Origin of the sequence: Photobacterium sp. Hal280 (assembly GCF_037162255.1) — a bacterium.
GTDB lineage: Bacteria > Pseudomonadota > Gammaproteobacteria > Enterobacterales > Vibrionaceae > Photobacterium.
Genome location: NZ_JARLUO010000001.1, coordinates 816,916 through 836,508, shown reverse-complemented (window position 1 = coordinate 836,508; position 19,593 = coordinate 816,916). Strand labels below are relative to the sequence as shown.

The window sequence follows — 19,593 nt, the reverse complement described above, 5'->3', positions numbered from 1 at the left end:
CTTCGCCACAACAACTATACGCAATCGAACAGGTATAGAATTGGGTGAGCATAATAGCATAACGTCTGTCACAATGGTACACTTCAAAGTTTTTAAGGCTCTGTTTTTATTATTAGTTTTAATGTATTCGAGGTTTATCTTGCGTAGGTGGATATAAAGCTGTCAGTTGGGGTGATACGTATATGGTGTCAATTTTTAGCTTTAGCTAACTGTAGTGGCACACTGAGTTTGGTCACGTAGTTAGATTAGAAAAAATAAGTCAAATGAAGCTTTGGTGATATCTGTGTTGAATCGGTCGAAACAAGGAATGGGGCAATAATGATTTACAAGCCCAAACAGTGCCACCCCCAGGGAAAAATTCATGGATGAATTTTTAGGTTGTCGGCGCCGGGAGCGCCTACAACCGGCCCGGACAACACCAGAGAACAAAAGGCATTTCTGGGTACTCTTTTGGCCTAAAAAGAGTACCTGGCGCGCACAAGCAAATGCTGAGGTGTGCTCTGAACTTGAAGCGCGACATACCACGATATATATACTTCTACGCTATCAAAGTGTGAAGAGCGGTTTTGGCTCTTCAGAAAAGGTACATACTGGCTACACACTTTCCGGTTGTACGTTACTGCAAAAAAAACTGGGGCTAGACAAGCCGTATTTGAGGTGTTGAACAAGCTTAGTGCTGAGAGAACAATTTGCCGATGTACCATGGCAATGGGAGTTCGGCTGGTGCAGTCAAAGTAAGTGGCGCTTCACGGCTCCATCGGAAAATTATTTATGCAACAGGCAATAGTTAATTAAAGCCTGCTCAGTATTCTGTTTCTGAGTCAGGAAGACGTCACCGAAAATGATGGTGTTCTCCGGTGTCTCAATGACGCGGTAAAGTAAACGAAAACCGTCATTGTTGTATTCCCTGAATAGGGTTATTCCAAGATCTAGTAAGGTCTGTGAAATTGGGGCAGCGAAAGGTGTTGAGCCTACTAAATTTTCGAATTTATCTATCGTTTTCTCTAGCCGTTTCAATACCTGCGATTCACTGGTATGCGGTGCCAAGTGGTCGATGACATCGTCAAAGGTGTTTGCGAAAGTGTCGGTATAATTAATCTGTACTGGCTTGATCATTATCACTTTTCTCTGAATTAGCACGACGTTTAGCCAGTCTTTGTTTGAAGTCCGAACTGGACATCACACGGCCATTGTTCGCGTCATCAACCGAGAATGACAAAAGCTTCATTAAGGCGACTGCTTCATCGCGTTTCTTCCGCTCTTCATAGGACTCAATCACATAGGCTGGTTTACCGTTCTGTGTGATCGTCATTGGTTCATCAAGCGGCAGATTCGCTGCGTGCTTTTTGAGATAGCTGATGGTTTCCACTTTCATGGTTCTCTCCTGCTTTGCGTATGGTGTCTCAGATGTAAACACACCTGAAGACTAGCACAAAGCTAAATTTAGTCCACATTTAGACCATTATCGCGGGTATACCCAAGAGGATAACGCTAAAATCTGTCAGCTTGTTTGTGTTGCATTGGGGAAAGATCTCGCTGAGTAAATACATGTCTGATGCTAAACGGTTCCGAAGTACCGCGTTTACTTCAACCCAAGCAATCCCCACACCAGGGAAAAATTCATGGATGAATTTTCAGGGTGTCGGCGCCGGGAGCGCCTATAACCGGCCCGGACAACACCAGAGAACCCAAGGCATTTCTGGGTACTCTTTTTGCCTAAAAAGAGTACCTGGCGCGCACAAGAAAATGCTGAGGTGTACTCAGAGGATACGCGCGACATACCACTACATATTCCTGCGTTACCATTTACATCAGCCCAAGCAATCCCCACACCAGGGAAAAATTCATGGATGAATTTTCAGGGTGTCGGCGCCGGGAGCGCCTACAACCGGCCCGGACAACACCAGAGAACCCATGGCATTTCCAGGTACGCTTTTGGCCTGAAAAGCGTACCTGGCGCGCATCAGAAAATACTGAATGGGGCGCTGAATCTAGGCGCGACAAACCAATACACATCACCTAAATCCACCATAATAAAATGCTATCGTCACCACAAAAATTTTTTGTGTTGTGTACCTGATTTTTTTATTGCGTGGAAAACATGATGACTTTACTATCGCGCCGCTTCTTGATGATAGCCAATCCGAGTACATCACAGCTGATATTGTGGCAAGGCGATAGAGCAACTATCCAAGAGTGACTTTGACTGCGCTTGTGCGCTTTTTTGACGCTCCACTTTTCATCATCGCGGATGAAAAGTGCTATCGATTGTTGGAGGCCTGCGATGGCTCACGCTCATTCTGTACTCGATTTTCATTCTTTCTCTGCTCAGACACTGGCGGCTGACGAGGTTCAGTTCATTGAATCTTCCGTGGCCCAGTTCGGTGCGCCGTTATTACTGCTGGATTGTGATGTGATCCGCCAGCAGTATCGTGCACTCAACAATGCACTGCCGAATGTGACCCTTCACTTCGCGCTCAAGCCGCTGCCGCACCCGGCTGTGGTGAGAACCTTGCTCGAAGAAGGGGCCAGTTTCGATCTGGCGACCAGTGGTGAAGTGGATCTGGTGGCGCAGGAAGGTGTCCCAGCCGAGCGTACTATTCACACCCACCCGATTAAGCGTGATGCTGATATCCGCGACGCGCTGGCGTATGGCTGCAATGTGTTTGTGGTGGATAACCTCAATGAGCTGGCGAAGTTCAAAGCCTATCACAATGAGGTCGAACTGCTGGTGCGTCTGAGCTTCCGCAATGCAGAAGCCTTTGCTGATTTGTCGAAGAAGTTTGGCTGTTCACCGGAGCAGGCACTGACGATCATTGAAACGGCGCAAGCCTGGAATATCCGCATCAAAGGCCTGTCGTTCCATGTGGGATCACAAACCATGCACCCGCAGAAATACGTTGATGCGATCCGCACTTGTAAGCAAGTGATGGAGCAAGTGGTGGCACGTGGTTTACCGGCACTGAGTACGCTGGATATTGGCGGCGGTTTCCCGGTTTCCTACTCGCAGCAGGTGATGCCGATTGACCAGTTCTGTGTGCCGATTAACGAGGCGCTGAACGAACTGCCTGAAACGGTTCAGGTCCTGGCAGAGCCGGGCCGCTTTATTGTGGCGCAGTCGGTGACCAGTGTGGCGTCTGTGATGGGGCAGGCTGAGCGTGACGGTCAGATGTGGTACTACCTGGATGACGGTATTTACGGTTCGTTCAGTGGCTTGATGTTTGACGATGCCCAGTATCCGCTGGTAACACTGAAACAAGAGGGCGAGTACGCGCCGAGCGTACTGGCCGGCCCGACCTGCGACAGCATTGATGTGATCGCTGAAAACATCATGCTGCCAAAACTGGACAACGGTGATTTGATCATCGGCCGCATGATGGGCGCTTACACCAGCGCGACCGCGACCGATTTTAATTTCTTCAAACGGGCGCAGACGGTACTGCTCAACGAGCATGACCAAAGCTGTGAACGCATGATTGGCTGATGTTTAAAGTAAGCCCTCACTTCGGTGGGGGCTTTTTTTGTTTGTATCTCACGCTGGGGATTCAGCGCCTGCTGGCCCGGTATCTGATATGCTGTCTGTCAGTACAGAAATGAGGATAGACCATGAGTGAGCAAGCTCTATCGCTGGTTTTGGCACTCAATCCTGAGTTGCCGGATCGTGAGGCGCAGATCCACGCGGCGGTGAAGGCGGCAGAAAGTGAGTTTCAGCCGCTGTTTTATGAACTGGCCTGGACAGACGATCCGCACATGACGATTGTGCCGGATTCGATGACCATAAAAGATATTGCTATCGAGGGCACACAGGTCACTGTGGTCGTCGATTTTAACTGGTCTGTTTTTCAGGCTTGTTTGATCGTTGAGAATGTCACTAAAAACGAAGCCAAACTTCGGTTTGAACTGAAGGGCGATGCACTGATGATGAATCAGGTATTTCCGCCGCGCTGGCGTTACGACAACTGAGCGCAGCCTTCTTATTATTGTTAAAACACGTATCTCAAAAACAGGCCCCGCCAGCTGAATGACTGGCGGGGCCTGTTTGTTGCTGAGACGGGCCGTCATTCCATGACGATGTCCGTTTTTGTGTTTGCTGTCTGCGGCCGCTTTTTCGGGGTGCGCAGCAGAAAGACCAGCGGCACAGCCGCAAGCGTGACCCACATCATCAGGCGGAAATCCTGCAGGTAAGCCAGCAGGGCGGCCTGTTTGGTGACTTCGGCATTCATCGCCACCAGCCCCTGCGGGGTGGTGAGATTGTACACGCCCGCGTCAATGGCCTGATTGAGGGCAAAATTGAACGGCGTGATGTAATCGGCAAAAGCGGCATGGTTGGCCTGTGTCTGCTGCGACAGGTAAGTGATCACCACCGAAATGCCGATACTGCTGCCGATATTCCGCATCAGGCTGAACAGCGCCGTGCCTTCGCCCCGGTACTTCGGCGCCAGGGTGGCGAAAGTGATGGTCGACAGCGGCACGAAGATAAAGCCCAGTCCCAGTCCCTGGATCACCCCGGTTCGGACGATATCCCATCCGCTGATATTGAGATCAAACAGGGTCGTTTCCCATAACGAAAAGGACGTCAGCATCAGGCCCAGAAAGATTTTGTACCTGGGATCAACTTTACCCGCCAGTTTGCCGACCGTGATCATCGCCATCATCGTGCCCACACCGCGCGGCGCCAGCAGGTAGCCGACATCCAGCACCGGATACCCCAGCAGGCTTTGCATAAAGGGCGGCAGTAAGGCCATGGTTGCGAGCAGGATGATCCCGATAATGAAGATAAACAGCAGGCCGATCCGAAAATTACTGTTGCTGAATAAACCCGGCTCGATAAAGGGCGCTTTGTGGGTAAACATGTGCGCGATAAACAGATAAAAACAGCCTCCGGCAAGCACAGCCTCGATCACTACTTCCGGGCTGTCAAACCAGCCGAGGGATTCACCGCGGTCCAGCATCATCTGCAGTGAACCGATCGCCAGACTGAGCAATGCGAAACCGAATAAATCGAACTTACGCGAGGTGTCTATCGCGGTTTCTTTCACGTAGGCAGCAATGCCGAACCAGGCCAGCAGGCCGAACGGCAGGTTGATGTAAAACACCCAGCGCCAGTTGTAGTACTCGGTTAACCACCCGCCCAGCGAGGGGCCCAGAATCGGGCCGACCATCACCCCAACGCCCCACATCGCCATGGCCGAGCCATGTTGCTCGGTCGGATAGGTATCGAGCAGCACAGATTGCGACAGTGGCACCAGGCTGGCGCCGAATACGCCTTGCAGCAAGCGGAAAAGCACGATTTGTTCCAGTGACTGCGCCGCGCCGCACAGCATGGAGCTGACCGTAAATCCCACCACGGCCCACAGAAAGATACGCTTCTGACCAAACTGCGCACTGAGAAAACCGGTTAACGGCATACAAATGGCAGCAGCAACGATATAAGAGGTGAGCACCCAGGAGATCTGATCCTGCGTGGCCCCCATCGCGCCTTGCATGTGCGGCAGCGCGACGTTGGCAATCGTGGTGTCCAGCGCCTGCATGATGGTCGCCAGCATGACCGCAATGGTAATGAAACCCCGGTTGGCCGGTTCTGCAGGTGCAGTCTGGCTGAGCTCACTCATAGTGACAGCCCGAGAAACTGGCGGTGATGTTCGGTATCGATTTCCACCACAGTGCTCAGGCCGGCACGCAACGCCGGGTTGTCAGCGTCGGCGGTGATCGCGATGCGAACCGGTACGCGCTGGGCGATCTTGACCCAGTTGCCGGTCGCATTCTGGGCCGGAATGACGGAGAACTCCGCCCCGGTTGCCGGACTCAGGCTGTCGACGACACCGCACCATTCTGCATCCGGGTAGGTATCCACATGGATGCTGACGGTTTGTCCGGGCCGGACATTGGTCAGATCGGTTTCCGTGAAGTTGGCTTCGATCCAGGGCGAGGCACTGGCGACCAGCGACATCACGGTCACGCCCGGATTCAGAAACTGGCCCGGTTTGGGCGGCTGGCTCACAATGCCGTCGACAGAAGCTTTGATCGTGGTGCGGGCCAGATCCAGCCTGGCGCGGTTCAGCTCGGCCAGCGCTGTCATGTATTTCGGGTGCGACTCAAGCGGCGTGGTCACGCTGCCGCCCATGGTTTCGGCAATCCGTTTTAAATCCAGTTCCAGGGCGTTGATTTCCTGGTTCGCCAGATCAGCAGCCTGTTGCGCCAGATCGAAATTGGCGGTCGAAACGTATTTCTTTACCGCCAGATCTTTCTGACGTTTCAGCTCCTTCCGGGCAAAAGCCAGCTTGGTGCGTGCCAGCGCAATTTCTGCCTGTTTCTCTTTATAGCTGGCTTTGAGTGCCGCGAGATCAGTGCGGACCTGCGCCAGCTCCGCTTCGGCTTTGGCCACGGCGACATCGAACAGGGCAGGATCAATTCTGAACAGGGGCTGGCCGGCTTTCACGGGCTGATTTTCTTTGACCAAGACTTCCAGCACCGGGCCGGACACCTCTGCACTGACCGGCACTTTGTCGGCTTTGACGTAAGCATTGTCGGTTTCAACAAAACGCCCGCCTTTCAGGTACATGACACCGCCGCCCAGGATGGCCACAGCGGGGATCACAACGAGCAGCACAAAGCGTTTCATCGAGCGTTTTGGTGGCGGGGTTTGCGGGACGTCTGTTTGTTCCTGGGAAATCTGACTCATGGTAGGTACTCCAACTTCTCGATATAACCGGCTGACTTACAGGGCTGATAAATTGCTGCGCATTTTTTCAAAAGCGAAGGTGACCGTGGCAATTTCTGCTTCAGACAGGCCTGCCAGGGCATCGTCCTGAATGCTTTTGATCACGCGCAGAATTTCATCAATATGGGGCTGGGCAGTGGCGGACAGATAAATCTGGTAGGCACGTCTGTCCTTAGGATCCGGGCGGCGTTCTATCAGATCGGCCTCGACCAGCAGGTCGATCAGTCTGACCAGAGAGATCGGCTTGATCTCAAGCATGTCGGCCAGCGCCACCTGCCGGACCCCTTCAAAACGCGCGATGTAGTACAAGGCTCTGGCCTGAACCAGCGTCAGATCCTGGCCTTTCAGGCGTTTTTTGAACAGGTTCCGCATCAGGCGGGTGACATCAGACATCACAAAACCCAGCGTATTGTTATTCATTCGACCAGCCTCAAATCGTAAGTATTACGTATTATGTGCCAATGTAACTAAATGTTTCAATCCGTGAGCAGAATATTGATCCCTTGTCATCGGATGATTTCGGAGCAATCGCTTCAGAGAATGTGTGAGGTAGGATTATTTTGCTTGCAGATGTGATGAAGCTTGCGGCAGTGAAATTAAGTCAAGTGAATGAGAAATAACGTAATGGAGGCAAATCATTCTGGGATGAAAAATAGGAGAAAAACGGCCACGGACAACAGAAGGGTAACCAGATGAATGGGAATGTTACTGCTTGGGGAGATTATCATCTCTACACACTCACCAATTGTCATCATACCAGGGTTGATATCTCAGATCTTGGGGCGACCCTGGTTCACTTTGTTGTGACAGGCAAAGAGCAGGTGCCCGTTAATCTTGTGCTGGGCTATGAAGCGCCAGAGGATTATTTACAGGGGAAAGCATACCTCGGTGGTGTGATCGGTCCATGGGCAAATCGTATTGCAAATGGGCGGTTTGAGATGGAAGGCAGGGTGGTTCAGCTTGAGCAAAACGAGGGGGAGAATCACCTTCACGGTGCCCATGCGGGTTTGCATAGCAAGCAATGGCAGCTGGAGCATTTGTCACGCAATCGAATTTTGCTGAGTACTTCTGTCAAAGCCGGCGAGGCGGGTTATCCGGCAAATATTAATATTCAGGTCAGCTACAGACTAACAGACGATAACACGCTGATCATTGATTACGAGGCTGAAGCGGATCAGATGACACCAATAAATCTGACGCATCATGCCTACTTTAATCTCAATGGTGGTGTGCGTGGGATCGCTGATCATCAAGTTCGGATCGATGCAGAGATGTATTTTGAAATCGATCCGCAGTCCATTCCACAAAGGAAATGCTTTGTTGGAGATACGCCGATGGATTTTCGGACTTTAACCCACCTGGCTTCCCGGCTGGCAGCAAATGACGCTCAGGTCGAGGCTGTGGGTGGATTTGATCATTGCTGGTGTTTAAACGGCTTTGGCCTGCGTCAGGTTGCTGAGGTGCAATGCGTTGAGACAGGTCTGGGGCTCAGAATGCTGACCGATCAGCCTGGATTGCAGTTCTATACCGGCAACGCATTAGTAGAGCCACAGGGTCGTAACCAAGGTTATCACCAACACGATGGTTTTTGTCTGGAAGCACAATGCTATCCAAATCAGGTCAATATGCTCAATGCAGTGGCTTGCTATTATTGGCCGGGCAAAGCTTACCGTCAGACGACCGCTTACCAGGTGATGTCACTCAAACAGGAATGATGGGTCGCAAGGCCGTCAGTCGGCCTTGCGAGTGAGTCATGTCGAACTATTCAATGTCCGTATCGTGCTCTTCTCCCCGGCGGTAATCCTTTGGGGTGAGATCGAAATTCTTTTTAAACACAGAGTACATGTACTGCAAGGATGGGTAACCACATAAAGAGGCTATTTCTGCGATTGGCAGCTCTGTGGTACGCAGCAGATTACAAGCGCGTTTGAGTTTTGAATTGTGGATTTCCTGATGGATCGAGTGGCCCCGCTCTTCTTTAAACCGGGTCTCCAGATTTGAACGGGAAACACCCACGTAGTTCAGAACCTGATCGACTTTGATCCCCTTGATTGCATTGTGGCGAATGAAATGCATCGCCTGAATGACATAAGGATCTCGCAGTGCCTGAAAGTCTGTACTTTGGCGTTCATAAACCTGAGTTGGCGGTATCAGTACTGTGCTGTGGCGGATGACCTGCTGTGGCAGGGTTTCTTCTGTGCTCTGCTGTTCTTTACGGAGCAAAATGTGATGGAGCATCTTGGCTGCCTGATATCCCATCTTTTTACAGCCTTGTCCGACAGAGCTGAGAGAAACACGTGTCAGATATCGCGCAAGTTCTTCATTATCAATACCAATCACAGCAATTTTATCCGGCACCATCAGGTTGAGGTGATCACAAACCTGGAGTAAATGCCGCGCCCGTGAATCAGTCACGGCAATGATGCCTGTCGGGGTCGGCAAGTTTTGCAGCCAGTCAGCGAGCCGGTTCATGTCATATTGCCAGGTCAGTGGCGATGTTTCATTGCCACGGTAGATGAATCCTTCGTATCCCTCTTCTTTGACAATCCGCTGAAAAGATTTTTCCCGTTCTTCTGCCCAGCGAGAAGTCGGGCTGGGCGGTAATCCGTAAAAAGCGAAGTTCTCAAGCCCTTTGTCCCTGAGGTGCTGAAAAGCCATATTCACCAGCTGGGCATTATCTGTCGCGATATAAGGCAGGTCCGGATAATCATGGTCATTTTCATAAGAACCGCCGACACCAACTGTGGGGATATTGATTTCTTTGAGAATTTCTTCAATTTCAGGGTTGTCGAGATCCGCGATAATGCCATCGCCAACCCAGTTTTTGATGTTATCCAGATGCACACGGAAATCCTCTTCAAGAAAGATATCCCAGTCACACTGAGTGGCGTGCAGATATTCGCCGATTCCTTCGATAACCTGTCGGTCGTAAACCTTGTTGGCATTGAATAACAGGGTGATCCTATAGCGTTTATTCATGCTGATACTTCGTTTAATGTCCTGTCAAAAAACGTAACTGGAGTGTAGCAGCGGCTTATCAGCTACTGTGTGACTCGCACCACACAGAAGAAATCCGTTAATTTGAGTGTGAAAAAACGTAATTGAGAACTTTCTGCAGTGAAAGGAGCATAGAGAAAACAATGCTTGTACGTCTCTATTACAGATGACGGCACAGATACAGGAGAAGAGGTAGCCATGTTTATTGGTATTGATTTAGGGACATCAGGGGTAAAAGCAATTGTGCTGGATGGCAAAGGCAAAGTACTGGCTAGCCAGACAGTACCTTTATCTGTATCTCGGCCTGAGCCACTGTGGTCTGAACAACATCCTGAAGATTGGTGGCAAGCAACCTGTGAAGTGATGGATGGTCTGCGTCAGCAAATTGATCTGTCACAGGTCTTGGCGATTGGGCTTGCCGGACAAATGCACGGTGCGACCTTGCTGGACATCTATGGAGAGGTTATTCGCCCGGCCATACTGTGGAATGATGGCCGTTGTTTCGCGGAATGTGAGGAACTGGAAGCTTTGGTGCCAGCCAGTCGCGAGCTGACAGGGAATATCATGATGCCAGGTTTTACTGCACCGAAATTACTCTGGTTGAAGAAATATGAACCTGAAAATTTTCAGCGTGTTGCGACAGTCCTACTGCCAAAAGACTATTTGCGATTTCGCATGACCGGTGATTTTGCATCTGATTTGTCTGACTCGGCAGGGACCCTGTGGCTGGATGTGGCCAAACGGGATTGGAGCGATGCGCTGCTGGCTGCGACCGGGTTAAGCCGAAAACACATGCCATCTTTGTATGAAGGCAGTGAAGTGACGGGGATGCTATCTCCTGAGATCGCAGAAATGTGGGGGATGTCATGTGTACCTGTGGTTGCTGGCGCCGGAGATAACGCAGCAGGGGCCATTGGTGTGGGTATCACACAACCGGGACAGGCCATGTTGTCGCTTGGCACATCAGGTGTCTATTTCTCAGTAAGTGATGGCTTTCGATCAAACCCTGAATCGGCACTCCATAGTTTTTGCCATGCATTGCCTTCCACCTGGCATACGATGTCGGTGATTTTAAGTGCTGCATCGTGTCTGAGCTGGGTTTCTGATTTAACGGGTTATGACTCAGTGCCAGCCATGCTGACAGATGTGGAAAACAACGCAAGTCCGGACTCGACGTTGATTTTTCTCCCCTATTTGTCTGGTGAAAGAACGCCTCATAATAATCCGAATGCGAAGGGGGTCTTTTTCGGAATGACCCACAGTACGCAAGGGGTTGATTTGTGTCGCGCAGTGCTTGAAGGCGTCGGATTTGCTTTTGCGGATGGATTTGACGCATTACATTGTGCCGGTGATATTCCTGAGGAAATCAACCTGATTGGCGGTGGCGCAAGGAGTGAATTCTGGCGCCAAATGCTCGCCGATATTGTGGGTTATACGCTGGTTTACCGTGTCGGTGGAGATGTTGGCCCCGCTTTGGGCGCTGCACGACTTGCCCAGCTCGGTGTGACTGAAGGTGCTGAGCTTTCAGCCATTTGTCCGGTGCCAGAATTAGTACAGCGTCATTGCCCTCAGGCAGAGATGCAAAATTACTATATGAAAAAACGTAAAATGTACCAGGATATTTATCTGAAACTTCAGTCTATATTTTAATAAATAAATTTATTTTTAGTGAAAAAAAGCAGGGTGAAGATCCTGCTTTTTTTATTTTGTCTGTAGCTGAATGACAGTCTTCACATAAGTAAAAAATCATAACGTGTATTTCGTTTATCGTAATATGAATCCTTGCCCTGTATTCACAATATGACTGTGGAACATCCTCATTATAAAACCTACACGGAGCTTATTATGAAACAGCCTGCTAATGTACTTCATTTAACATTGGTGGTGGCACTGGGCGGATTATTATTTGGTTATGATACCGCAGTGATTTCCGGTGCAACCGAAGCGTTACAAAGCTACTTCTCCTTAGATGCGACAGCGTTAGGCTTCGCAGCTTCCTCTGCATTAATCGGATGTGTCATCGGGGCGATTTTTGCCGGTGTCATGAGTACTCGCTATGGCCGACGAGGTGCTTTAATTATTGCGGCCGTATTGTTTTTGATCTCTGCCGTTGGGTCGGCGCTGCCAGATAATTACTGGGTCTTTATTCTCTACCGCATCATTGGCGGTGTCGGCGTGGGGATAGCCTCCATGGTGTCGCCGATGTATATCGCCGAAGTGTCTCCGGCAAATCGCCGAGGCAGTCTGGTGTCCTGTAATCAGTTCGCCATTATTTTTGGCATGCTGGTGGTGTACTTCGTCAACTACGGAATTGCGCTTCTGGGCTCTGAAAGCTGGCTAAATACGATCGGCTGGCGATTGATGTTCGGCTCAGAAGTGATCCCGGCGGGTATTTTTCTATGCTTGCTGTTCACTGTACCTGAAACACCGAGATGGCTGGCGATGCAAGGACGTCATCAGGAAGCCCGCACATTGCTGAAAGCCGTGAACCCAGGGGCTGATATAGGGCATCAGTGGCAGGAGATCACCGATTCTCTGCAGGATAAATCTTCTGGCGGAATCGTGTCGAAAGGGCTGCTGGGTGTACTGGTGATCGGTATCATGCTGAGTGTGTTGCAGCAGGTGACGGGGATTAATGTATTTCTGTATTATGCGCCAACCATCCTGAAAGGATTCAGTGATTCCAGCATTGATCTTGCCTTATTGCAGACCATACTGGTTGGGGTAGTGAACCTGACTTTTACTGTGATTGCGATTTTTACCGTGGACCGTTTTGGTCGACGTCCTTTGATGATGCTTGGTGCGGGTATCATGGCTCTGTGTATGCTGGTGATTGGCACTGCAGCGTATCTGAATGCGATTGGTGGTTATCTGCTGGTATTTGTTTTGGGTTATATCGCAGCATTTGCTCTGTCACTAGGGCCGGTGACCTGGGTTCTTCTTTCCGAAATTTTCCCCAATAGCGTCCGTTCAAAAGCACTGTCGATTGCGGTCTTCGCCCAGTGGTTTGCGAATTTTGTCGTTTCTCAGACCTTCCCGATGATGAATGACCAGAACAGCTGGTTATATCAGTCCTATAACGGCGGGTTTCCGTTTTGGCTTTATGGTGTCATGGGGGTCTTTACCGTGTATTTCGTTTATCGCTGGGTGCCGGAAACTAAAGGGAAATCCCTGGAACAATTAGAAAGTCTGTGGGCATCCTCTGATGCCAAAGGAAAAACGCAATACGTGTAACCTTCGGTCTGTGTGACTGAAGACACAACCTGAAAGAGAGCAGCCCCCAATCGTTGGACCGTCAAGGATTGGGGGCTTTTTTGTGTCCGGAGGCTTTTCGCCGTATGTGGTATTGCGTCGTCACATAGGTGAGTGGCTTGATCTGTGCTACGTTTCGGTATCTGGTGAGCTTGCCAACGATAATTGGCGGGTTGCATCAGTAACGCTGCATCTGTGCTTGCTGGATGTGACAGGAACTCAGCAAGCTGATTGGATGACTGTGGTCTTTCTCTGACATCACATGGAGAGTGTGATGTATGGCGAGTGTATACCTTCTGGCAGGCTGGTCATCCGGGTGAACGCTCAGGGATCAAGTAAGCGAGCTCCGAACGGCAGGGACTGGAAATAGAAAAGCAGGCAAGTTCAGAGGCAGTACCAGTATGTGAGTCATAACTTACTGTTGAGATCTGGTGTCAGCCGGATGCATAAAAAAAGCCGGGTGTTACACCCGGCCAGGATTAAACAATAAGAGTTTGTTATTTATAGATAAAACCGTTCACTAGGTTTTCCAGGTATTCTTGCTTGCCGGAAACCGGCTGTGGCTGGATATTCTGGGTGAGCGCATAGTCTGCCAAAGATGCCAGAGACAGATTTCCCTGAAGAATCTTTTGTCCCAGTTCGGTATTCCAGCCCGCGTAGCGACTTGCCACATGACCTGCCAGTACATCATTCTGGATCATGGCTGCCGCACGCTTGAGTGAGAGTGCCATGGTATCCATTCCGCCAATATGGCCGTGGAACAAGTCTTCACCATCAATTGACGGACGGCGGACACGTGCATCAAAGTTGAAGCCACCGGTTGTGAAGCCTCCAGCTTTCAGGATTTCGTACATCACCAGTGTGTTTTCTTCGACACTATTCGGGAACTGGTCGGTATCCCAGCCCAGTTGTGCATCACCGCGGTTGGCATCAATGGAGCCAAACAGGCCCAGCGAGGTTGCAGTGGCAACTTCATGGTGGAAGCTGTGGCCGGCAAGCGTCGCGTGGTTGGCCTCGATGTTCACTTTTATCTCATTTTCTAGGCCATACTGCTTCAGAAAGCCATACACAGTTGCAGTATCATAGTCGTACTGGTGTTTGGTGGGTTCTTGCGGTTTTGGCTCAATCAGTATGGTGCCTTTAAAACCCATTTTGTGTTTATGCTCAACCACTAGCTGCATCAGGCGGCCCAGTTGTTCACGCTCCTGACGCAGATCGGTATTGAGCAGTGTTTCGTAACCTTCACGTCCGCCCCAAAGCACATAGTTTTCACCGCCAAGGCGTTGGGTGGCGTTCATGGCATTGAAAATCTGAGTGGCTGCATAAGCAAAGACTTCAGGGTTTGGGTTCGTACCCGCACCATGCATATAGCGAGGGTTTGAGAATGCATTCGCTGTTCCCCAAAGCAGTTTCAGGCCGGTTTCTGCTTGTTTTGCTTCCAGTACATCGACCATGGCAGCAAAGTTGTTCGCATAAGCTTTGATTGAATCGCCTTCGGGTGCTACATCCGTATCGTGGAAACAGTAATATGGGACGTTGAGTTTAGAAAAAAACTCAAATGCCGCGTCAGCTTTCATTTTAGCCATTTCCATGGCGTCACCTGCCTGATGCCAGGGACGATCAAAGGTGCCAGCACCGAATACATCTGAACCTGGCCAGCAGAAGTTATGCCAGTAGCATGCAGCAAAGCGCAGGTGCTCTTTCATCGATTTTCCCAGGATCATTTCGTCCGGGTTGTAATGACGGAATGCAAGCGGGTTCGTTGATTCAGTCCCTTCAAATTGTACCTTGCTGATGTTTTTGAAAAATTCAGTCATAGTCATAATCCATATACGTCGGAGATCGGTTCGAGAGCTATCTTTTGCTTTTTGGGGTGGCTTAGCAATTATGAAATTTAATAGTGAATTTCACGGATTTAACTAATGTGCTCTGGCTCCCGAAAAAGAAGGTAATAGTTAAGGGAGTAATAATTTTTAAATGTTAACTGATTGATTTTTAGTAATTGTAAATAACAGATAAAAATGGAAATACAGTTCGGTTCACACATGTGAAATATCATAAAACTGATGTCATTTTGCATAAATTTATTTGGGGGAATAATTCATAACAATAAGAGGGAGATTAAAAAATAAATGACCTGTACCTCTGGAGAAAAAAATGGAAACGATAAAGCTAACGGCAAAGGAAAAGATTGCCTACGGCCTGGGTGACACCGGCTGTAATTTTGTCTGGCAGACGGTAATGTTATTCCTCGCTTATTTTTATACCGATATTTACGGATTGTCTCCTGCTCACATGGGCACCATGTTCCTGTTGGTGCGCGTGATTGACGCTGTCACAGACCCAGTGATGGGGTCCATAGCCGACCGGACCAAAAGCCGATTTGGACGCTACCGTCCTTACCTTGCCTGGGTGGCAGTGCCATTCGGTATTGCCTGTACGGCGACTTTTTATACCCCGGATGTTGGCGAAACCGGCAAAATTATCTATGCCTATGTGTCATATATTTTTCTGACCCTGATGTACACGGCCATCAATGTGCCTTACTGCGCGATGGCAAATGCCCTGACCAATGATTCCAAAGAGCGTACATCTTTGCAGTCTTACCGCTTTGCGCTGAGCACAGCAGGGGGATTAGTGGTCGCACTGATTGCTCTGCCGCTGGTTGATATCATTGGGGACGGCAATAAACAGCTGGGGTATCTGGGAGCCATGGCGGTGATGGGGCTGGGCGCGATTGGCCTGTTCTTTTACAGTTTTTCAAACACAAAAGAGCGCTGCTTACCGGAAGCCAACGAAGTCCAGCAGTCAGTCTTTGCTGATATGAAAGTCTTATGGAAAAACACCCAGTGGCGGGTGTTGTTTGTGCTGAATGTACTCCTGCTGACCGGCGTTGTTCTGAAAGGGGCCTCTACCATGTATTACGTCAATAACGTGATGGAGCGTCCGGATATCGCCACTTTATTTATGGTAGCCGGCATGCTGGCAAACATTCTCGGTGCCATTGGTTCGGCTCCTGTGCTGGGACGTTTCGATAAGGTGAAAACGTATCGGGTACTGATTGTACTGTCTGGTTTGCTGTCAGCGGCTTTATTTCTGGTTGAGCCAAGCAATGTGGGTATGGTGTTTGCTCTCGTTATCTTGCTGGGGGTTGTTCAGATGAGTACAACACCTTTGCTGTGGAGCATGATGAGCGATGTAGTGGATTACGAGAAAACCCGCAGTAACCGGGCTCTGGGTGGCATGATCTTTTCAACCAATCTGTTTGCTATCAAATTAGGCATCGCAATTGGCGGCGCCATGGTCGGCTGGATTCTTGCCGCTGTCGGTTATGTCGGCGGGGCAGAAAGCCAATCGGCAGAAGCTGTCGTCTGGATTAATTTACTCTATACCGTTTTCCCTGGTGTGATTTTCGCGCTGCTGGCACTGGTGATGGCTTTCTATGATCTGGATAGTCAGAAGCTGAAGCAAATCAAAGCGCTGCTGGCATTGGATGCCAAGGACACTCAGGATGTCGCAGTGAAAGTTCATCATGCAGAGTTAGGATAAAGCGATGTGTATTTATAAAGATCCTGCTTATTCTGTTGCCGAGCGAACGCAAGACTTGCTCAGTCAGATGACGCTGGAAGAAAAAATTGCTCAGATGCATGCGCAATGGCTGATGCTTGATCCCGAAGGAGAGCATCAGGAAAGGGAGATGGAATTTACAGGAGATGCTGAGCGTGCAGATATCAAAACGAGACTGCAGCACGGTTTAGGCCAGATTACCCGCCCATTAGGGACACATTCGATTGATGCAAAGACGGGTGTTGAAGCATTAAATGCATTGCAGAAGTATCTGGTGGAAGAAACGCGCTTGGGGATACCCGCCATTTCGCATGAAGAATGCCTGGTCGGCCTGATGGCAAAAGGAGGGACACTGTTCCCTTCATCGCTGAACTATGGCCATACCTGGAACCCAGTCCTGATTGAACAAGTGGGCGAGGCGATTGGGCAGGAAATACGCCAGGTTGGGGCACATCAGGGCTTGTCACCTGTATTAGACGTGTCTCGTGATGTTCGCTGGGGACGAACCGAAGAAGTGCTGGGAGAAGATCCTTATCATGTCGGTGTACTGGCGACTCGTTATGTGCAGGGTTTACAGGGCCAGAGCCGGGATGTTCTGGCGACCCTGAAGCATTATGTGGGTCACTCCTTCAGTGAGGGGGCACGTAACCATGCGCCGGTGCACCTGGGTTACAAAGAGCTGAATGATACTTTCATGCTGCCCTTTGAAATGGCGGTCAAACTGGGTAATGCCGGGTCCGTCATGCCTGCTTACCATGATATTGATAACGAACCTTGCCATGCGTCGCACTATCTGCTGACGACTGTGCTGCGTGAGCGCTGGGGGTTTGATGGTTTGATTGTTGCCGATTACGGCGGCATTGATCTGTTGGCCTCTCATCATGCGATTGCTGCTGATCGTGCAGAATCTATCGCGCTGGCATTAAATGCCGGTCTGGATATTGAGCTACCGGATGATTTGTGTGCACAGTCGATTCGGGATGCGGTCGAGCGGGGTCTGCTCACGGAACGTAAAATTGATGAGATTGTCGGCCGGATTTTGTCGGTGAAATTTCAGTTGGGGATGTTTGAGCAACCCTATACCGATCCCGCGAAGATCCGTTTGCAGCAGGAAAGCATCAAAGCCGTGGCTTATCAGGTGGCGCTTGAGTCTGTTGTGATGACAGAAAATCAGGGTGTTTTGCCTCTGGCACCTGAGACCTCTGTGGCCGTGATTGGTCCGACTGCAGATGATCAACTGGCATTATTAGGGGGTTACAGCTTTCCGGTGCACTTGATTCTCAGCAGTCTTGAAGAGAAATCCAAAGTTGCCAAAACGATCAGGGAAGCGATTGAGGAACGGTTTAAGACGACAAGCTACGCCAAAGGCTGCGACATTCTTACCGAGCGGAGTGCGGGTGCGCCCGTCTTTCCGGGAGATGTGGATCTGGCATTGAGTCAGACTCAGCAATCCCCGGTGTCGATGGATCGCTCGCAAATCAGTCTGGCTGTGGCAGAAGCGAAGCAGGCGCAGGTGGCTGTCGTTTGTGTCGGAGATCTGGCCGGTTTGTTCCAAACGGGCACTGTTGGCGAAGGTTCGGACGCAGCCACGCTTGATTTACCGGGTGTGCAGCAGGCGCTGGTTGAAGCTGTGATCAACACAGGGACGCCAACCGTGGTCCTGGTGACCGGTGGCCGGCCATATAACCTGAACGGCTGGGAAACGAAAGCGGCAGCCGTGCTGTACTGTTGGGCGCCTGGTCAGGAAGGGGCTGATGCGATTGGCAATATACTTTGTGGTGCCGCTTCCCCCTCGGGGCGTCTGACGTTATCCATTCCCAAAAATGTCGGTGCAGTTCCGTATTATTACAATCACAAACTGAAAAGTGGGGGGACGCCCATTCCATACCATTTTGGCTCGAAATATAATTTTGGCTATGGTCTGACGTATACCTCATTCAAATACAGCAACTTACAGTTACAAACACCGGAAGTCGATATTCATGGGGATGTACGGGTGTCAGTCGATGTGACCAATACGGGGGATCGCCGAGGCTGCGAAGTTGTTCAGTTATATGTCCGTGATAAGCTGGCTTCTCAGGTGCGGCCAATCCGTGAATTAAAAGGGTTCGAGCGGGTTGAACTTGATCCGGGCGAGACGGCCAGCGTGCTTTTCACGCTCCCTGTCGATATGCTGAATTTCACCAATAATCAGCATGAACGGATAGTGGAGCCGGGTGAATTTGACCTGATGTTTGGCCATTCCAGCTCAGACATTACACAGTCTGCGACCGTCACTGTGACCGGCAATACGCGAGTGCTCCCCCAGAATTGGAGGATGTTAAGTCGTGCTCAGGTTGAACGTATCAGCTAAATGGTGCGCCGAATGATCCACTAGAAGCATACATAATAAGGAGCCAGTCGGTTTTGCTGACTGGCTTCTTCTTTTATCGGAACCGGTTATTTAGCGCGATTCAAAATCAGCGTGCCGATGGGGGCGTGCGGGGCAATGAACCAGGGGCGGGGCATGATATCCAGACCCAGATTGCGATCATATTTGGATTCAATATCCAGCAAGGGGGTGTAGTCGTCCATTTCACTCTGGCTGGTGTAAACCAGGATATAGTGTACTGGAGGGCTGTACTGACTGAGCGGCAGGGTGATTTCGAGTCTGTCCGGCTCCTGATAAGAGAATGGGCGGTAGCGGTATGCGGTCAGGCTGTCAATCAGCAGGAAATCTTCGGAATACAGCTGGACTTGCGGGGCAAACACGGTCTGGCTGACCAGGCTCGTCAGGGTCAGATCTTGCCGTCTGATCTGAGGGGTGAGTTGTATCAGTTTGACGAAACTGCGGCCGGAGGAGAGTTCTAAGATCACATCATCGCTGGAGAGGGTAAAAAGCACGGGTAATTCCTCACAGCAGTCCAACGAAGGCAGTTCCCTCACGACGGTAAACAACCGGGTCGCCGACACTAAGTGCTGACGTGCATTTTTTGAATCAGTGATACTGACATTGGGCACACCATTGACTGTATTGGGGCGAAACTCGTCTGTTAACGAACAACTTGTTAATGCAA

General features: G+C 50.2%; 15 protein-coding genes. 7 read left to right on the top strand and 8 right to left on the bottom strand.

The genetic code is table 11. The features are described 5' to 3' along the window. Positions 1-765: 765 nt before the first annotated feature. Together P4S53_RS04045 and P4S53_RS04040 are read right to left on the bottom strand one after the other, a co-directional pair. On the bottom strand, positions 766-1,116 hold the full coding sequence (locus tag P4S53_RS04045; protein ID WP_337111498.1) for a type II toxin-antitoxin system RelE/ParE family toxin: 351 nt from the start codon (positions 1,114-1,116) through the stop codon (positions 766-768). After that, the gene (locus P4S53_RS04040; RefSeq protein ID WP_337111497.1) at positions 1,094-1,375 is read right to left on the bottom strand and encodes a type II toxin-antitoxin system Phd/YefM family antitoxin; all 282 of its coding nucleotides are present in this window, start codon (positions 1,373-1,375) and stop codon (positions 1,094-1,096) included. Before P4S53_RS04040 ends, P4S53_RS04045 begins: the two co-directional genes overlap by 23 nt. 909 nt (positions 1,376-2,284) lie before the next feature. On the opposite strand from P4S53_RS04040, the gene P4S53_RS04035 reads away from it, so the two are divergent. Together P4S53_RS04035 and P4S53_RS04030 are read left to right on the top strand one after the other, a co-directional pair. Further along, a complete protein-coding gene (locus tag P4S53_RS04035; RefSeq protein WP_337111496.1) occupies positions 2,285-3,484 on the top strand; it encodes a type III PLP-dependent enzyme in 1,200 nt (399 codons plus the stop codon). Positions 3,485-3,606: 122 nt separating this feature from the next. Continuing rightward, positions 3,607-3,963, top strand: a complete 357-nt coding sequence (locus tag P4S53_RS04030) for a hypothetical protein (protein WP_337111495.1) — start codon at positions 3,607-3,609, stop codon at positions 3,961-3,963. Between the two features lie 95 nt (positions 3,964-4,058). Here P4S53_RS04030 and P4S53_RS04025 read toward each other — a convergent pair whose 3' ends face one another. The 3 genes from P4S53_RS04025 to P4S53_RS04015 are packed head-to-tail and all read right to left on the bottom strand — an operon-like array spanning position 4,059 to position 7,141. Further along, on the bottom strand, positions 4,059-5,612 hold the full coding sequence (locus P4S53_RS04025) for a DHA2 family efflux MFS transporter permease subunit (RefSeq protein ID WP_337111494.1): 1,554 nt from the start codon (positions 5,610-5,612) through the stop codon (positions 4,059-4,061). Next, positions 5,609-6,682, bottom strand: coding sequence for an HlyD family secretion protein (locus P4S53_RS04020; RefSeq protein ID WP_337111493.1), 1,074 nt, complete (start codon positions 6,680-6,682; stop codon positions 5,609-5,611). Before P4S53_RS04020 ends, P4S53_RS04025 begins: the two co-directional genes overlap by 4 nt. Positions 6,683-6,718: 36 nt before the next feature. Continuing rightward, entirely contained in the window at positions 6,719-7,141 is a 423-nt protein-coding gene (locus tag P4S53_RS04015) for a MarR family winged helix-turn-helix transcriptional regulator (protein ID WP_337111492.1), read from the bottom strand. 272 nt (positions 7,142-7,413) lie between these two features. Here P4S53_RS04015 and P4S53_RS04010 point away from each other — a divergent pair, with 272 nt between their 5' ends. Then, on the top strand, positions 7,414-8,436 hold the full coding sequence (locus P4S53_RS04010) for an aldose epimerase family protein (protein ID WP_337111491.1): 1,023 nt from the start codon (positions 7,414-7,416) through the stop codon (positions 8,434-8,436). Between the two features lie 46 nt (positions 8,437-8,482). Here P4S53_RS04010 and P4S53_RS04005 read toward each other — a convergent pair whose 3' ends face one another. Beyond that, the gene (locus P4S53_RS04005) at positions 8,483-9,700 is read right to left on the bottom strand and encodes a XylR family transcriptional regulator (RefSeq protein ID WP_337111490.1); all 1,218 of its coding nucleotides are present in this window, start codon (positions 9,698-9,700) and stop codon (positions 8,483-8,485) included. Between the two features lie 216 nt (positions 9,701-9,916). On the opposite strand from P4S53_RS04005, the gene xylB reads away from it, so the two are divergent. Together xylB and P4S53_RS03995 are read left to right on the top strand one after the other, a co-directional pair. Next, on the top strand, positions 9,917-11,368 hold the full coding sequence (xylB, locus tag P4S53_RS04000; protein ID WP_337111489.1) for a xylulokinase: 1,452 nt from the start codon (positions 9,917-9,919) through the stop codon (positions 11,366-11,368). 195 nt (positions 11,369-11,563) lie between these two features. Beyond that, entirely contained in the window at positions 11,564-12,952 is a 1,389-nt protein-coding gene (locus tag P4S53_RS03995; protein WP_337111488.1) for a sugar porter family MFS transporter, read from the top strand. A gap of 515 nt (positions 12,953-13,467) precedes the next feature. Here P4S53_RS03995 and xylA read toward each other — a convergent pair. Further along, the gene (gene xylA / locus P4S53_RS03990; protein WP_337111487.1) at positions 13,468-14,787 is read right to left on the bottom strand and encodes a xylose isomerase; all 1,320 of its coding nucleotides are present in this window, start codon (positions 14,785-14,787) and stop codon (positions 13,468-13,470) included. 340 nt (positions 14,788-15,127) lie between these two features. On the opposite strand from xylA, the gene P4S53_RS03985 reads away from it, so the two are divergent. Beyond that, a complete protein-coding gene (locus tag P4S53_RS03985; RefSeq protein ID WP_120512431.1) occupies positions 15,128-16,519 on the top strand; it encodes a glycoside-pentoside-hexuronide (GPH):cation symporter in 1,392 nt (463 codons plus the stop codon). A gap of 4 nt (positions 16,520-16,523) precedes the next feature. Further along, positions 16,524-18,890: a glycoside hydrolase family 3 N-terminal domain-containing protein gene (locus tag P4S53_RS03980; RefSeq protein WP_337111486.1), complete on the top strand. Its 2,367-nt coding sequence runs from the start codon at positions 16,524-16,526 to the stop codon at positions 18,888-18,890. An 86-nt stretch (positions 18,891-18,976) separates the two neighbouring features. Here the strand turns inward: P4S53_RS03980 and P4S53_RS03975 are convergent, their stop codons facing one another. Further along, positions 18,977-19,420 carry a MalM family protein gene (locus P4S53_RS03975; protein WP_337111485.1) on the bottom strand — a complete coding sequence of 148 codons (444 nt, stop codon included), beginning with the start codon at positions 19,418-19,420 and terminating at the stop codon, positions 18,977-18,979. Between the last annotated feature and the right edge of the window lie 173 nt (positions 19,421-19,593).